14 protein-coding genes and 1 pseudogene are annotated in these 12,500 nt (G+C 47.2%); 5 read left to right on the plus strand and 10 right to left on the minus strand.

Translation table 11 applies throughout. The features are described from left to right. The first annotated feature begins 368 nt into the window (after positions 1–368). The 3 genes from adk to CA267_RS16160 all read left to right on the plus strand — a co-directional run bounded on the left by adk (position 369) and on the right by CA267_RS16160 (position 2,665). Positions 369–1,013, plus strand: coding sequence for an adenylate kinase (gene adk, locus CA267_RS16150; RefSeq protein ID WP_075609831.1), 645 nt, complete (start codon positions 369–371; stop codon positions 1,011–1,013). A gap of 120 nt (positions 1,014–1,133) precedes the next feature. After that, entirely contained in the window at positions 1,134–1,532 is a 399-nt protein-coding gene (locus CA267_RS16155) for an MAPEG family protein (RefSeq protein ID WP_075609830.1), read from the plus strand. Continuing rightward, complete coding sequence (locus tag CA267_RS16160; protein ID WP_075609829.1) at positions 1,532–2,665, plus strand: alanine racemase; 1,134 nt, start codon at positions 1,532–1,534, stop codon at positions 2,663–2,665. Before CA267_RS16155 ends, CA267_RS16160 begins: the two co-directional genes overlap by 1 nt. Positions 2,666–3,155: 490 nt before the next feature. On the opposite strand, the gene CA267_RS16165 is transcribed toward CA267_RS16160, so the two are convergent. Continuing rightward, complete coding sequence (locus CA267_RS16165) at positions 3,156–3,596, minus strand: alpha-crystallin domain-containing protein (protein WP_075609828.1); 441 nt, start codon at positions 3,594–3,596, stop codon at positions 3,156–3,158. 73 nt (positions 3,597–3,669) lie between these two features. On the opposite strand from CA267_RS16165, the gene soxR reads away from it, so the two are divergent. Then, a complete protein-coding gene (gene soxR, locus CA267_RS16170) occupies positions 3,670–4,140 on the plus strand; it encodes a redox-sensitive transcriptional activator SoxR (protein WP_075609827.1) in 471 nt (156 codons plus the stop codon). Between the two features lie 63 nt (positions 4,141–4,203). Here the strand turns inward: soxR and CA267_RS16175 are convergent, their stop codons facing one another. Further along, positions 4,204–4,659, minus strand: coding sequence for an Hsp20 family protein (locus CA267_RS16175; RefSeq protein ID WP_075610105.1), 456 nt, complete (start codon positions 4,657–4,659; stop codon positions 4,204–4,206). Positions 4,660–4,809: 150 nt separating this feature from the next. After that, complete coding sequence (gene lepB, locus CA267_RS16180; RefSeq protein WP_075609826.1) at positions 4,810–5,451, minus strand: signal peptidase I; 642 nt, start codon at positions 5,449–5,451, stop codon at positions 4,810–4,812. A 235-nt stretch (positions 5,452–5,686) separates the two neighbouring features. Between lepB and CA267_RS16185 the strand changes: the two are divergent. Then, positions 5,687–6,292 (plus strand): annotated as a pseudogene (locus tag CA267_RS16185) (substrate-binding periplasmic protein); the annotation flags it as partial. A gap of 6 nt (positions 6,293–6,298) precedes the next feature. Here CA267_RS16185 and hisIE read toward each other — a convergent pair. Genes hisIE through hisD form a run of 7 tightly spaced genes read right to left on the minus strand, consistent with a single transcriptional unit; the run spans position 6,299 to position 12,494 of the window. After that, positions 6,299–6,919: a bifunctional phosphoribosyl-AMP cyclohydrolase/phosphoribosyl-ATP diphosphatase HisIE gene (gene hisIE, locus CA267_RS16190; protein ID WP_075609825.1), complete on the minus strand. Its 621-nt coding sequence runs from the start codon at positions 6,917–6,919 to the stop codon at positions 6,299–6,301. Further along, on the minus strand, positions 6,916–7,719 hold the full coding sequence (gene hisF / locus CA267_RS16195) for an imidazole glycerol phosphate synthase subunit HisF (RefSeq protein WP_075609824.1): 804 nt from the start codon (positions 7,717–7,719) through the stop codon (positions 6,916–6,918). Before hisF ends, hisIE begins: the two co-directional genes overlap by 4 nt. Further along, entirely contained in the window at positions 7,701–8,438 is a 738-nt protein-coding gene (hisA, locus tag CA267_RS16200) for a 1-(5-phosphoribosyl)-5-[(5-phosphoribosylamino)methylideneamino]imidazole-4-carboxamide isomerase (RefSeq protein WP_075609823.1), read from the minus strand. The genes hisF and hisA overlap by 19 nt, the downstream gene beginning before the upstream one ends. Further along, entirely contained in the window at positions 8,439–9,041 is a 603-nt protein-coding gene (gene hisH / locus CA267_RS16205) for an imidazole glycerol phosphate synthase subunit HisH (protein ID WP_075609822.1), read from the minus strand. It abuts the gene before it with no gap. Further along, entirely contained in the window at positions 9,041–10,111 is a 1,071-nt protein-coding gene (hisB, locus tag CA267_RS16210) for a bifunctional histidinol-phosphatase/imidazoleglycerol-phosphate dehydratase HisB (RefSeq protein WP_075609821.1), read from the minus strand. Before hisB ends, hisH begins: the two co-directional genes overlap by 1 nt. Beyond that, positions 10,108–11,190, minus strand: coding sequence for a histidinol-phosphate transaminase (gene hisC / locus CA267_RS16215; RefSeq protein ID WP_075609820.1), 1,083 nt, complete (start codon positions 11,188–11,190; stop codon positions 10,108–10,110). Before hisC ends, hisB begins: the two co-directional genes overlap by 4 nt. Next, positions 11,187–12,494, minus strand: a complete 1,308-nt coding sequence (hisD, locus tag CA267_RS16220; RefSeq protein ID WP_075609819.1) for a histidinol dehydrogenase — start codon at positions 12,492–12,494, stop codon at positions 11,187–11,189. Before hisD ends, hisC begins: the two co-directional genes overlap by 4 nt. Positions 12,495–12,500 lie beyond the last annotated feature (6 nt).

A 12,500-nucleotide genomic window follows, 5' to 3' on the forward strand; every position in this document is an offset into this window, starting at 1 on the left:
TCCTGATATCGGATTGTGAACCCCTGAAAAGATCGGTCAACCGATCGCTAAAATATTTCTTAACTGATCGGCATTAGGCGTTAGCGCCCGTTTTTCATTTTGAGTCTTCTTATACTGGTCCTCTATCTTTGAGCCGGGCACAGACCGTGCGGATTGCTATTTTTATCTATAAACCAACTCTTTTTCCTCGATATTGAAGAGCTTTATCCGCTTTGTGTATAAAAAACAAAATAGCTCTGATAAACGCGTTAACAAAACTTGACTCAAACGACGCAAGTTCATAGGTTAAACCTCGCAAAGTCTTGTCACGCCTGATGTGAATGTGTAAAGTGCCGTCAGTTATAAAATAAAAAGCGGAGAGCGCAACAATGCGAATCATACTCCTCGGCGCACCGGGTGCCGGTAAGGGAACTCAAGCACAATTTTTAATGGGAAAGTTTGGTATTCCCCAAATTTCCACAGGCGACATGTTACGTTCTGCAATTAAGGCAGGCACAGAGATGGGGCAGGCTGCAAAACGCGTTATGGATGAAGGTAAGCTCGTTTCCGACGACATCATTATCGGTCTGGTGAAAGAGCGTATCAGCCAGGATGATTGCAAAGAGGGCTTTTTACTAGATGGTTTTCCGCGCACTATTCCTCAAGCTGATGCAATGAAAGAGGCAGGGATTAAGATTGATCATGTTATCGAATTTGATGTTCCCGATGATGTTATTGTAGAGCGGATGGGAGGGCGTCGCGTGCACCCTGCATCTGGCCGCGTGTATCACGTGGTTTATAACCCTCCAAAGGCGGAAGGAAAAGATGATACCACCGGGGAAGACCTTATCATTCGTGATGACGATAAAGAAGAAACGGTTCGTAAGCGTTTAGGCGTCTACCACGAGCAAACAAAGCCGCTGGTAGGGTATTACGCTGCGGAAGCCGAGTCTGGCAACTGTGAATATCATAAGCTCGACGGCACCAAACCGGTTGAGAAAGTAAGTAAAGAACTCCAAACTTTGCTTGATTAATATTAAAGAAATTGTAAAGGCCGCTTTTTGCGGCCTTTTGAATTTATAATAGATGCATTAATTTTGTCAGAGATGTGCGTCGTTGGCAGAATCATAAAATTTTGATCACGGAGAAACGGAATGACTTTGCCTATTACAGCGTTTTACGCCAGCTTGCTTGCGTTGTGCTACCTGTACATTTCTGTGTCGGTAATAAGCGTAAGACGAAGAAGGCAGATTAGCCTTGGCAATGGTGGTGATACCGAGTTGCTTAGGCTGACCCGCGTACATGGAAACTTCAACGAGTACGTGCCGCTAACATTGATTCTGCTGGCCGCGTTAGAAACCATTACGAATGTGCATTGGGTGCTGCATCTTGGCGCTTGTTCACTGCTTTTTGGACGCTTATTGCATGCCTACGGTCTGCGTCATCATGAAGGCGCTAGCTGGCAACGATTAGCGGGCATGGCGCTGACGTTTTTGTCGCTGCTGTTCCTGGCATGTACGAATTTATTTATGATCCACTACATGGTGTTATAATGACGTTACTGGCTTCACTCATCACTCCCGCCTGTATTATTGACGAATCAAAATTAAGGGCTAATGCTAAGCGCATGCAGGAGAAGTGTGCCAGGGAAAATCTTATATTACGTCCGCATGTTAAAACCCTAAAAAGCTTACAAGCCGCAGAAATTTACGCGCCTGCTCCTTCTCCCATTACGGTCTCTACGCTAGCAGAAGCGCGATATTTTGCCAGTGCGGGGTATTCAGACATTCTTTATGCTGTTGGGATAAGTCCGAATAAAGTCAAAGCGATAAATGAATTACTGAGTGCAGACGTTGGTTTAACCGTGATTGTCGATAGCATGGCTGGTGCCAAAGCATTAACTGAAGTTGCTCCTCAACTGGACGGTTCGTTACGCGTTGCTGTGGAAGTTGATGTAGATAATCAGCGCGCCGGGATTAACCCTAATGCGTCTACTCTAGTTGAAATTGCTCGTCTGCTATCTGATACGAGAAAACTTCAATTTAAGGGCCTGATGGCCCACGCAGGCGCATCTTACCAGTGCTTTTCGCAGGAGGCGAAGGACAAGATGGCACAGCAGGAATGCGAACAAATTAACGTTGCAGTTGCCTCGTTAGCGAAAGCCGGCATTTCCTGCGAAATGGTGTCTGTTGGTTCTACGCCCACTGCTCTTGCGGATATATCTCATGAAGGGATCACGGAACTACGTGCCGGGGTTTATGCTACCTTCGATTGTGTTATGGCCGGTATCAATCTTTGTGAATACACCGACATCGCTTTAAGTGTACTGACGTCAGTAATTGGTCATCAACAGGAAAAGGGCTGGGTGTTGATTGATGCAGGATGGATGGCGTTGTCGCGAGACAAAGGCACCACAGGGCAGAAAAAGGACTGCGGCTATGGTCTGGTGTGTGACATCCACGGGAATCTTTTACCCGGCTGGTACGTATCACAAACCAATCAGGAACATGGCGTTATTGCACATGTTGATGGACGCTCACCTATGGAAGACGTATTTTCATATGGCAGTATGCTACGAATTTTACCTATTCACGCATGCGCCACGGCTTCGCAATTTGCGCAATATCACGTAACCCGGGACAACCACAGCGTTAGCGCCCAATGGTCGCGAATACATGGCTGGTAGTAATAAGTTGCCAGCGCAGATGAACAAATAGGCAGCAGGAAAGACGCTTGTACTTTACCAGGTTTCAGGTTATTTAGTATTGGTTGAAGCCTACAACGATAAACAATACTGCCGGAATCTTTTGTTTATTAAAAGTTCGAGCGCCCGTCCATCAAATTTCTTATTTTTACTTCATCGTCATTACCTGATGAAAGTACTTGTCATAGCTCTTGAGTACGGCTTTTACCAGGATCAAGATACCACCTTTCGAGTCTCTCTTTTTCTGTATCTTTATAGAACTACTAGTCGTTGATGTGCTCATTCATATGCTCCTTTTGCCACTGATATCGCGTACTTAAAAATGTCACGTCGGTATTAGGTAAAGCCAGTTTTTCTAAGACTTATGTCAGTAGAGAAAACGTTAAGGAAACGCCGTATAAAGGCTAATTTTCATCTTAGAGATGAATGCCCAGAGAAAAAATAAAAGCTAAGGCTGCAGGCGCCAGGATGGCTAGGCGGATGCGGTTAACCGGTTGATGAGATCTATTTCTAACAGGCCGTTTTCCATAGCGGTTCTTGATATCTGCACGTGCTCTCCAATGTCGAAAATACACTCGAAAAAAGCTGCAGGGTTTCCCGTGATTGAAGCTGCGCAAAGAGAAGACATACGATAAGAGGTATCAACCGTGCGCTTTCCTGTAATGATTAAAAGTGTCCGCTCACGATTCATCGAAATGTCGCGTTGGCTAAACCCCGGTGCGCCAATCGTGATCCGGCAATGATCGGACTTAATCATGGCGACGTTGAACGTAGGGTAAATAGGCGCCGGGGAGCCGATATTTACTGGCTCGTCAAAAAGCAAATTTTTTAGCAGTCTCTTACCATCGGGTACGGGTTTTCCAGGTCGGGCAACCGTGGAGGGGGGCTGATTCAAGAACGTTGCTGATGTCATCTCTAATTTCCTTGTCTGTTTGAGAGATCGCATGTTAAAACCTCAACTTAGGTTTAGGTAAAGAGGTTTTTAAATGAATGATTTGTCAGTAGGAAAAGTTGCAGAGCGTTGTGGCGTCAATGTCTCAGCACTGCACTTTTATGAAAAGCGGGGGCTAATTCACAGTTCTCGAAACGCAGGAAATCAGAGACGGTATGGGCGAGATACCATCCGCAGGGTCAGCCTCATAAAAGCTGCCCAACAATTGGGAATTGCTCTGAATGAACTGGAACCGGCTTTCGCTACCTTACCGAAATTTAAAGCACCGACGCCACAGCAGTGGCAGCAGATGGCCACGCTCTGGGAGAAAAAGTTAGCGCAGCGTATTCAACGCTTACAGCGACTACAGTCTTCGTTGACCAGCTGTATTGGTTGCGGTTGTTTGTCTATGGAGCGGTGTCCGCTTTACAATCCTGATGACACACTGGCGCAAGACGGTCCCGGCCCGGTTTTGTTAGTTGAAGCTGATAAGGAGAAATGGCCAGACAGAAGCGAAACGGGATAAAAAAACGGCACCGTTAAGTGCCGTTTCGTAGTTATCTATGTCAGCAACAGATACTACTGCTTACTAAGCTTCTTGCTTGGTACCAATTTCTATTTTTTGCGGCTTTTTCGCTTCAGGAACAACCCGCTCCAGATCAATATGTAACAAGCCATGTTGAAGGTCTGCGCCAATCACTTTAACGTGATCACCTAACTGAAACTTACGTTCAAAACTTTGAGATGAAATTCCCTGATGAAGATATTTTTTACCTTCTTTACTGGATTTCTCATCTTGCGTTGGTGAAGTGTCAGACGGCTTTTTACCCGTAACAGTCAACGCGTTTTCTTGTGCTTCAATTGTCACATCGTCGGCGCCAAAACCGGCAACGGCCATAGAAATTCGGTATTTGTCCTCACCTAATAGCTCAATGTTATAGGGAGGATACGTGTGTTGATTCCGAGAGGCTGCATCTGCAAGAGAGGCAAGACGATCAGAACCAATAAATGAACGGTAAAGTGGAGATAGATCGATAGTACGCATGGTCATATCCTTAAAATAAAGCAATATGTTAAAAAAGTTGCCCCGATCATCGGCGGCAGTATTATCGGCCTTGCTTGCAAGCACCGATAATTCCTATGTAGTAACAGACCCAAGTTTTTCAAGCCGAAAAATCAAAAAAATTTAAGCACCTTAAATCATCGGCTTGAGGTAACGCGAGGAGCGAGGAGCAAAATAGTTATCTGCATCCAGTGAAAAAATGACGCTGATTGCTTTACCTTGCAACTCGTGGACAGGTACAAAACCGTAGACTCTGGAATCCGCACTGTTATTGCGATTGTCGCCTAGTACCAGAATATGATTGGCTGGAACAGTTACTGGCGAAAAACTGGTAAGGGTACTGTCATTTTTTACTAACTGAATAGGGTGCGCTACGTCACCTAGATGTTCAATTTTTTCTCCATCATTCCTGTCATCATAAAACAACGGCTTACCATTGATGAACAAGCGGTTCGCCTGCATCGCTAAGCGATCGCCCGGAAGTCCAACCACCCGTTTCACCAGCCGGTTGTCGGCTGCCTTACTTTCAAATACCACAATATCGCCCCGTTCGGGGTTTCCCGTTTCCATCACGCTAATATCGGTGAATGGAATGTCAATTCGATAAGCGGCTTTATTGACAAAAATTCTGTCGCCTTCCACTATGGTGGGTAACATTGAGCCTGTAGGTACATTGTACCAATCTGCGAAACTGCTACGTACGGCAAACATCAATACAATGAAAACCAAAAATCCTTTATTGTCGCGCCAAAGCGCTGCCAGTTGTTTTTTCATACCTATCTTCCTGTGATTTATTGCTCGACTATGACAAGACTATAGTTCAAAAGTTGTGGCTTGTGCTGTAACAAAACATGTCTATTTACCCACTCATAAGTTTGATAAAGTTAGCAAATATTAACAGCGGGTTCTGGTATGTGTAGTGAAATGTGTAACTGCAGGTTTATTTTTATTGTTATCCTGGTCAGCTTTAGCGGCTGATTTAGTTGTATAGACTGAATCTTCGCCTCCCTACCAATATGAGAGTACGGAAGGAGACGTAGCCGGCTCTGCAACGGATAGAGTTAAAGCCATTATTGACGCTGCGGGGCTTAACGCACGATATGAACTCTACCCGTGGGCAAGAGCGGTTAACCTAGCCAAGAAAAATACCAAATCACTTATTTACTCCATAACACGCCTGCCCGAACGAGAGCAGGACTTTATCTTTATCGCGTCTGTAGTGCTTTTTGAGCTGGCGCTGGTAAAGCTGGCTGGCAATAGAAATATCGTCATAAATGACTGGGCAGCGCTCAACAACTACAGCATCGCAGTTCAGCGCGATGACGTTTCTTATTACTGGCTGCAACAGTTAGGGCTAAAAGAGAACGAACAGATATTTATCTGTGCAGATATTCAGTGCTCCTGGCAACATCTGCTTCGCGGCACCGTAGATTTAATTGTTGAAGATCCTGCGTTAATTGCTCCAACAGCACAGCGTTTTGGAATGGACGCCAGCCGATTTGCACCAGTCAGGTTTATTCCTGAGCTATCGGTACACGGTTATTTAGCGGCTAACCGGAGCCTCGATCCGGCAATTGTGGCGCGGTTGCAGCGCGCCGTGCAGTCGATGAAATAAATACTGTCAGGGTTGATGGCGAGACTTTAGCACGTCAATTACATCAGAAAGGCTCATATCGCTCGCTTGCAACAGCACTGTCAGATGATAAATCAGGTCGGCGGCTTCGTTTTTCAGCTCTTCTTTGTCCTGAACAGTGGCGGCTAACGCTGTCTCTACCCCTTCTTCTCCTACTTTTTGGGCAATTCTTTTAATGCCCTTGGCATACAGCGACGCCGTATAGCTGGAATCAGGATCTGCGTTTTTGCGTGCAGCCAATACCCTTTCCAAATCGGCTAGAAAAGTAAATTCTGCTGGCTGGCTGTTAGCCCAGCAGCTTTCACTGCCAGTGTGGCAGGTCGGGCCATTCGGATTAGCTAAAACTAACAACGAATCATTGTCGCAATCACTGCCGACTTCAACCAGATCTAACGTATTGTTGGAGGTTTCGCCTTTTTGCCAAAGACGTTGCTTTGAGCGACTGAAAAAGGTGACCTTGCCTGATGACAACGTGACGCTCAACGCCTCCTCGTTCATGTATCCCTGCATTAGTACCTTTCCGCTAACTGCGTCCTGCACAACAGCAGGTAGGAGGCCCTCCATTTTTTCCCATGCTAACTGGCGCAGATTTGAAGAATCGATGATCATAGTATTCCTGTATTTTTTTGACTGTGGCGCTTGCGCATGATGATGCCGTGAGAACTAAGCGTATCTTTGAGATCCTGCATATCAATAATGCCTTTATGAAAAACAGAAGCGGCTAGCGCACCGTCCACATCCGCTTGCTGAAATACGTCTGTGAAATGACTAATTTCACCGGCACCGCCTGAAGCAATCAGGGGCAGATTACAGATTTCTCTCACCGCTTTTAACTGTGCAAGATCATAGCCTTTGCGAACTCCATCCTGATTCATGCAGTTAAGCACAATTTCACCGGCACCCCGGGACTGGACTTCGCGGATCCAATCTACCGTTTGCCATCGGGTTTGCTCGGTGCGGCTTTCATCGCCAGTAAACTTATATACTTCGTACTGACCGTTCTTTTCGTTGAAAAAACTGTCGATACCTATTACGACACATTGTTGCCCGTAAACATCGTGTAACTGGTTAATCAGCTCCGGATTTGTGAGGGCAGGGGAGTTTATCGATATTTTATCTGCGCCCATTTCTAAAATGCGGCCAGCTTCTTCTACAGACTTAATTCCTCCGGCAACACAAAAGGGAATATCAATGACCTGAGCGATACGGCTCACCCAGCTTTTGTCGACAACACGCTGATCAGAGCTGGCAGTTATGTCATAAAACACCAGTTCATCAGCACCAGCGCTGGCATACTGCGCTGCTAAAGGAACGATATCTCCTATAATTTCGTGGTTTCTGAATTGTACACCTTTAACCACTTTGCCATCGCGCACATCCAGGCAAGGAATTATCCGTTTTGCCAGCATGAAATAGCCTCCTTAACAGTAAACTTGCCTTCCAATAACGCACGACCCAAGATTATACCGCTAACGCCCGTGGGACGCAGAGCACGTATATCATCAAGGCCGCCAATTCCGCCAGAAGCTTGCCAGGCAATATTTGAAAATCGCTGACTGACTTCTTCATAAAGCGCTTCATTCGCGCCTCTAAGTGTGCCGTCGCGGCTGATATCAGTACATAGCACATGCTTAACATCCATTTCGGCAAAATTTTCAAGCAGATCTTCCAGCGCCACGCCAGAGTTTTCCTGCCAGCCGTGGGTAGCGATTAGCTTGTTACCCTGTTCGTCGATATTCACATCAAGCGCCAGCACGATGGCATCGCTGCCGTAAGATTTTAACCAGCCTTTCACCAGTTCAGGCTGCTTGACCGCTAATGAACCAATGACTATACGGCTGACTCCGGAATCAAGCAGTTGAGCGACTTCACGTTCGCTCCGAATGCCACCACCGGCTTGAAAAGCCATGCGTTTTGTATCCACCATACGCTTAATTAAGTGTAGTTGGCGCTTGTCGGTGTCTTTGGCACCGGTCAAATCGACAATGTGTAGCCAGGTAGCTCCTTGATCAGCGTATTCGTGAACCACTTCTACCGGGTCTTTAGCGTATTGCGTTTTTTGTTCATAATCGCCCTGGTACAGTCGCACCACAGCACCATCGATTAAGTCAATTGCGGGAATTATCATCTATAGATTCACAAAATTATTTAATAGTTCTGCGCCAGCTTCGCCGGAGCGTTCAGGGTGGAACTGCACACCAAAAAAGTTGTTATGGCCAATTGCGGCAGAAAACGGTTGGCCGTACTCACAGCTCGCTACGGTATGCTCATAAACCGGCACGGCGAAGCTATGCACAAAATAAAAGTAAGTGCCTTCTGGAATGCCCATAAAAAGAGGCGAATCAGGCGATGGAGAAACGGTATTCCAGCCCATGTGGGGAAGACGCAACTCTCCCGCCATTAAACGTTTTACTTTTCCTGGCATCAGATTCAAGCATTCGACTGTCCCTGTGCGGGTTTCATCTGAACTTTCCATCATTAATTGCATACCCAGACAAACCCCCAGAACCGGTTGGGTCAGGTTGTGTAAAGTTGGTGCGAGTCGCTTGCCGTGAATACTGGTCATGGCGGCAGTGGCGGTGCCCACGCCGGGCAGGAAAACTTTATCTGCCGCTTTAATTACCTTGTCTTCAGCTGAAACTTCGACTTGAACTCCCAGACGCTCCAGCGCAAATTTAACCGAAGAAATATTCGCGCAGCCGGTATTAACAATAACAATCCGCTGACTCATCACAATGCTCCCTTGCTGCTTGGCAACGCATCACCCTCGCGTGCAATGGCCTGGCGTAGCGCTCTCCCAAATACTTTAAACAGGCTTTCTACCTGATGATGCGCATTCCCCTCAGAGGTAGAAAGGTGTAACGATAGCCCCATGCTCTGAGCCAGAGAATAGAAGAAATGGGGAACCATCTCTGTCGTCATTTCGCCCACCTGATCCCGGGAGAAATTTGCGTCAAATTTAAGATGCGGACGATTAGAGATATCCATAATACATTCCGCCCGGCATTCATCCATAGGTAAGGCAAATCCGAAACGGCCGATCCCGCGTTTATCGCCTAATGCTTTTTTCAAGGCTTCGCCTAGCGCCAGGGCCGTATCTTCAACGCTATGATGGTCGTCGATGTGCAGGTCACCGCTTACATTCACGTTCATTTCAAAGCCGCCGTGGGTGGCGATTTGGTCCAGCATATGGTCGAAAAAACCCATGCCGGTATGGATCTGCGACTTAGCGCTGGAATCTAAATCCACTCGCACGGTAATATCCGTTTCTGAGGTCCGTCGCACCACTTCTGCAATCCGACACGAGGCCGTCAATGCTTTTTCTATCGCTTTCCAGTTATTGTTTTGGCGATCGTACTGTAACCCGCGGATCCCCATGTTCTCAGCCAGTTGCATATCGGTAATGCGATCGCCGATAACATAAGAGCGCGCGAAATCTACTTTACCCTGCTGCAAATACGCTTTCACCAGGCCCAGATTCGGCTTACGGCAACTACAGCTATCTTCATCAAAGTGAGGGCATATAAGGACATCGTCAAACTGCACGCCTTGGCTGGCAAAGAGAGCCATCATTGCATTATGGGGCTTATCAAAATCAGCTTGAGGAAAACTGTCTGTCCCCAGGCCGTCCTGATTACTGACCATCACCAGTCGGAACCCGACGCTTTGCAGCTTTATTAGTACCGGGATCACATGTGGCTCGAAAACCAGCTTTTCTAAACTATCGAGTTGTTTATCAATAGGGGGTTCTTCTACCAATGTGCCGTCACGGTCGATAAAAAGTATGGCTTGCTGGCTCATGCCGACACTCCTGTTTGTGCTATAAAGTGGTCAATTAACTGAAGTAAGCGGTTGTTCTGGGCTTCATTTCCCGCTGTGACCCGCAAACATTGATTAAGGCTGTACTGTTTAGACTGATCGCGAATGAGCATGCCTTCAGAAACTAAATACTGCATAAGTTCGCTGCTTCCCGCATAGCGGAACAATATGAAATTGGCTTTTGTATCGCCTAGTAGTTCAATACCCCTACGGCGCGCCAGTTCCTGCTTTAATCGTTCACATTCGCTATTCAAAAAAGCTGTCTGAGCGCGCAGGCGCTCAATGTTTTCTTTTGTTAGTGCCTGAGCCGCTATTTGAGCCACGGGCTCTGGAACAGGGTAAGGCGCAATGACCTTTAGCAGGGCCTGAATAATGGCAGGTGAGGCTAACGTAAAACCGCACCGCAACCCTGCCAGAGCAAAGGCTTTCGATAATGTCCGCAAGATGACCAGATTCGGATGGCTCGCGAGCGCGTTCGCCCAGGTGGCATCCATGGCAAATTCGATATAGGCCTCGTCTACAACCACCAAAGCAGTATCAGCAAAATGTTTAACGATGGTGAGTAAATCACCTTGATCAACCGTTGTGCCCGTTGGGTTATTGGGTGAGCAGATAAACACTAGTTTTACATCATCTTCGGCGCAGATCGCCGGAACATCTAAGCGAAAATCCGCTTGCAGTGGAACGCGTTTCACGCCCACGTTGCAGGTTTCAGCACTAATTGCGTACATACCATAGGTGGGGGGACAAATAAGAATATTGTCTTGCCCTGGCTGGCAGAAGGTGCGAATAAGTAATTCTATTCCCTCATCGGCGCCCCGGGTGACTAGAACCTGTTCACTATCGACCTGAGCGTACGCCGCGTATCCGTTGATAACAGCCGCGGGCTGGCAGGACGGATATCGATTGAAGTGATCGCTGTCGATTTCATAAGGGTTGGTAAAAGGGCTTTCGTTAGCGTTTAGCCAATCCTGCCCTCCGGAAAACAGACGTCTCGCCGACTCATACGGTTTTAACGCCGCAAGATTAGCGTTAATAAGACGATTTACAAGTTGGCTCATTGATCACACTCCTGCGCTAATGCGTTCAGCCTCACGGCAACAGCTTGTTTATGAGCGTCCAATCCTTCTGCCTGTGCCAGTGTCATAATGGCTGGTCCCAAATTACTGATTCCTTCTTTGCTAAGTTCCTGCACAGTAAACCGGCGCATAAAGTCCAACAGCCCCAGACTCGAGTAGTTGCGTGCGTACCCATACGTCGGCAATACGTGATTAGTACCCGAAGCATAGTCGCCTGCCGACTCAGGCGACCACGCGCCGAGAAACACGGAACCTGCATTTTGAATGGCAGGTAAGTAGCTGCGGGCATTGCCAACTTGTACAATTAAATGTTCGGGTGCATAAACATTGCTTACCGCAATTGCATCACTAATGGTGTCTGTCAAAATATACCGCGCATTTTCCATTGCTTTAGCGGCAATGTGATTACGAGATAAGGTGGCTAACTGAGCTTCTACTGCTTGTTGCACCGCCGTAATTAATGAGCTGCTTGGTGAAACTAAAATGGCTTGGGAGTCGGGGCCGTGTTCCGCTTGCGACAGCAAATCAGCGGCCACAAAATCAGCATTGGCATTATCATCAGCAATTACTAACACCTCAGACGGACCAGCCGGCATGTCGATCGCGGCACCATCAGCGCGCTGGCTAACCTGCTGCTTAGCTTCAGTAACAAAGCTGTTACCAGGTCCAAAGATTTTGTCTGTTTTACTCACGCTTTCAGTGCCAAACGCCATGGCGGCAATAGCTTGTGCGCCACCGCAGAGATAAACCTCATCAATATCGCAGAGGCGGGCAGCAAAGGCGATTTCTGAAGCAATTTCGCCATTTTGATTAGGCGGTGTACATAGGATCTTTCTGCGGCAACCCGCCACGCTAGCAGGTACTCCGAGCATAAGCACTGTGGAAGGCAAGGGCGCACTTCCGCCCGGAATATAAAGACCGACTGTATCTAACGCAGTGAAGCGCTGTTCGCAGGTTACTCCCGGCGTTGTGGTAAGTCGTATATCAGCAGGCTTTTGCGCCTCATGAAATTGCTTAACGTTATTAAACGCTATTTGAATGGCGCGCTTAACATCATCTGCGACCTGTTCGGCTAGCTCATGCAGCCGTTCGTTAGAAAGTCGTAACGACGTCAGGGAAGGGCAGTCAAACTGTTGTGTATACCGAATAACGGCAGCATCACCGTGTGACTGCACTTCAGCTAATATCTGACTTACTGTGGCTTTCAAAGATGCACTGTCTTTCATCGCAGGGCGAGCCAATGCCTCGCGTTTTTCATCAAAGGTTAATGTTGACCAAGTAATCATAGTGGT

The organism is Alteromonas pelagimontana (assembly GCF_002499975.2).
GTDB lineage: Bacteria > Pseudomonadota > Gammaproteobacteria > Enterobacterales > Alteromonadaceae > Alteromonas > Alteromonas pelagimontana.

Coding starts and splice junctions, on each gene's coding strand:
- adk (WP_075609831.1), top strand. CDS start 369: ATGCGAATCATACTCCTCGGCGCACCGGGTGCCGGTAAGGGAACTCAA.
- CA267_RS16155 (WP_075609830.1), top strand. CDS start 1,134: ATGACTTTGCCTATTACAGCGTTTTACGCCAGCTTGCTTGCGTTGTGC.
- CA267_RS16160 (WP_075609829.1), top strand. CDS start 1,532: ATGACGTTACTGGCTTCACTCATCACTCCCGCCTGTATTATTGACGAA.
- CA267_RS16165 (WP_075609828.1), bottom strand. CDS start 3,596: ATGACATCAGCAACGTTCTTGAATCAGCCCCCCTCCACGGTTGCCCGA.
- soxR (WP_075609827.1), top strand. CDS start 3,670: ATGAATGATTTGTCAGTAGGAAAAGTTGCAGAGCGTTGTGGCGTCAAT.
- CA267_RS16175 (WP_075610105.1), bottom strand. CDS start 4,659: ATGCGTACTATCGATCTATCTCCACTTTACCGTTCATTTATTGGTTCT.
- lepB (WP_075609826.1), bottom strand. CDS start 5,451: ATGAAAAAACAACTGGCAGCGCTTTGGCGCGACAATAAAGGATTTTTG.
- hisIE (WP_075609825.1), bottom strand. CDS start 6,919: ATGATCATCGATTCTTCAAATCTGCGCCAGTTAGCATGGGAAAAAATG.
- hisF (WP_075609824.1), bottom strand. CDS start 7,719: ATGCTGGCAAAACGGATAATTCCTTGCCTGGATGTGCGCGATGGCAAA.
- hisA (WP_075609823.1), bottom strand. CDS start 8,438: ATGATAATTCCCGCAATTGACTTAATCGATGGTGCTGTGGTGCGACTG.
- hisH (WP_075609822.1), bottom strand. CDS start 9,041: ATGAGTCAGCGGATTGTTATTGTTAATACCGGCTGCGCGAATATTTCT.
- hisB (WP_075609821.1), bottom strand. CDS start 10,111: ATGAGCCAGCAAGCCATACTTTTTATCGACCGTGACGGCACATTGGTA.
- hisC (WP_075609820.1), bottom strand. CDS start 11,190: ATGAGCCAACTTGTAAATCGTCTTATTAACGCTAATCTTGCGGCGTTA.
- hisD (WP_075609819.1), bottom strand. CDS start 12,494: ATGATTACTTGGTCAACATTAACCTTTGATGAAAAACGCGAGGCATTG.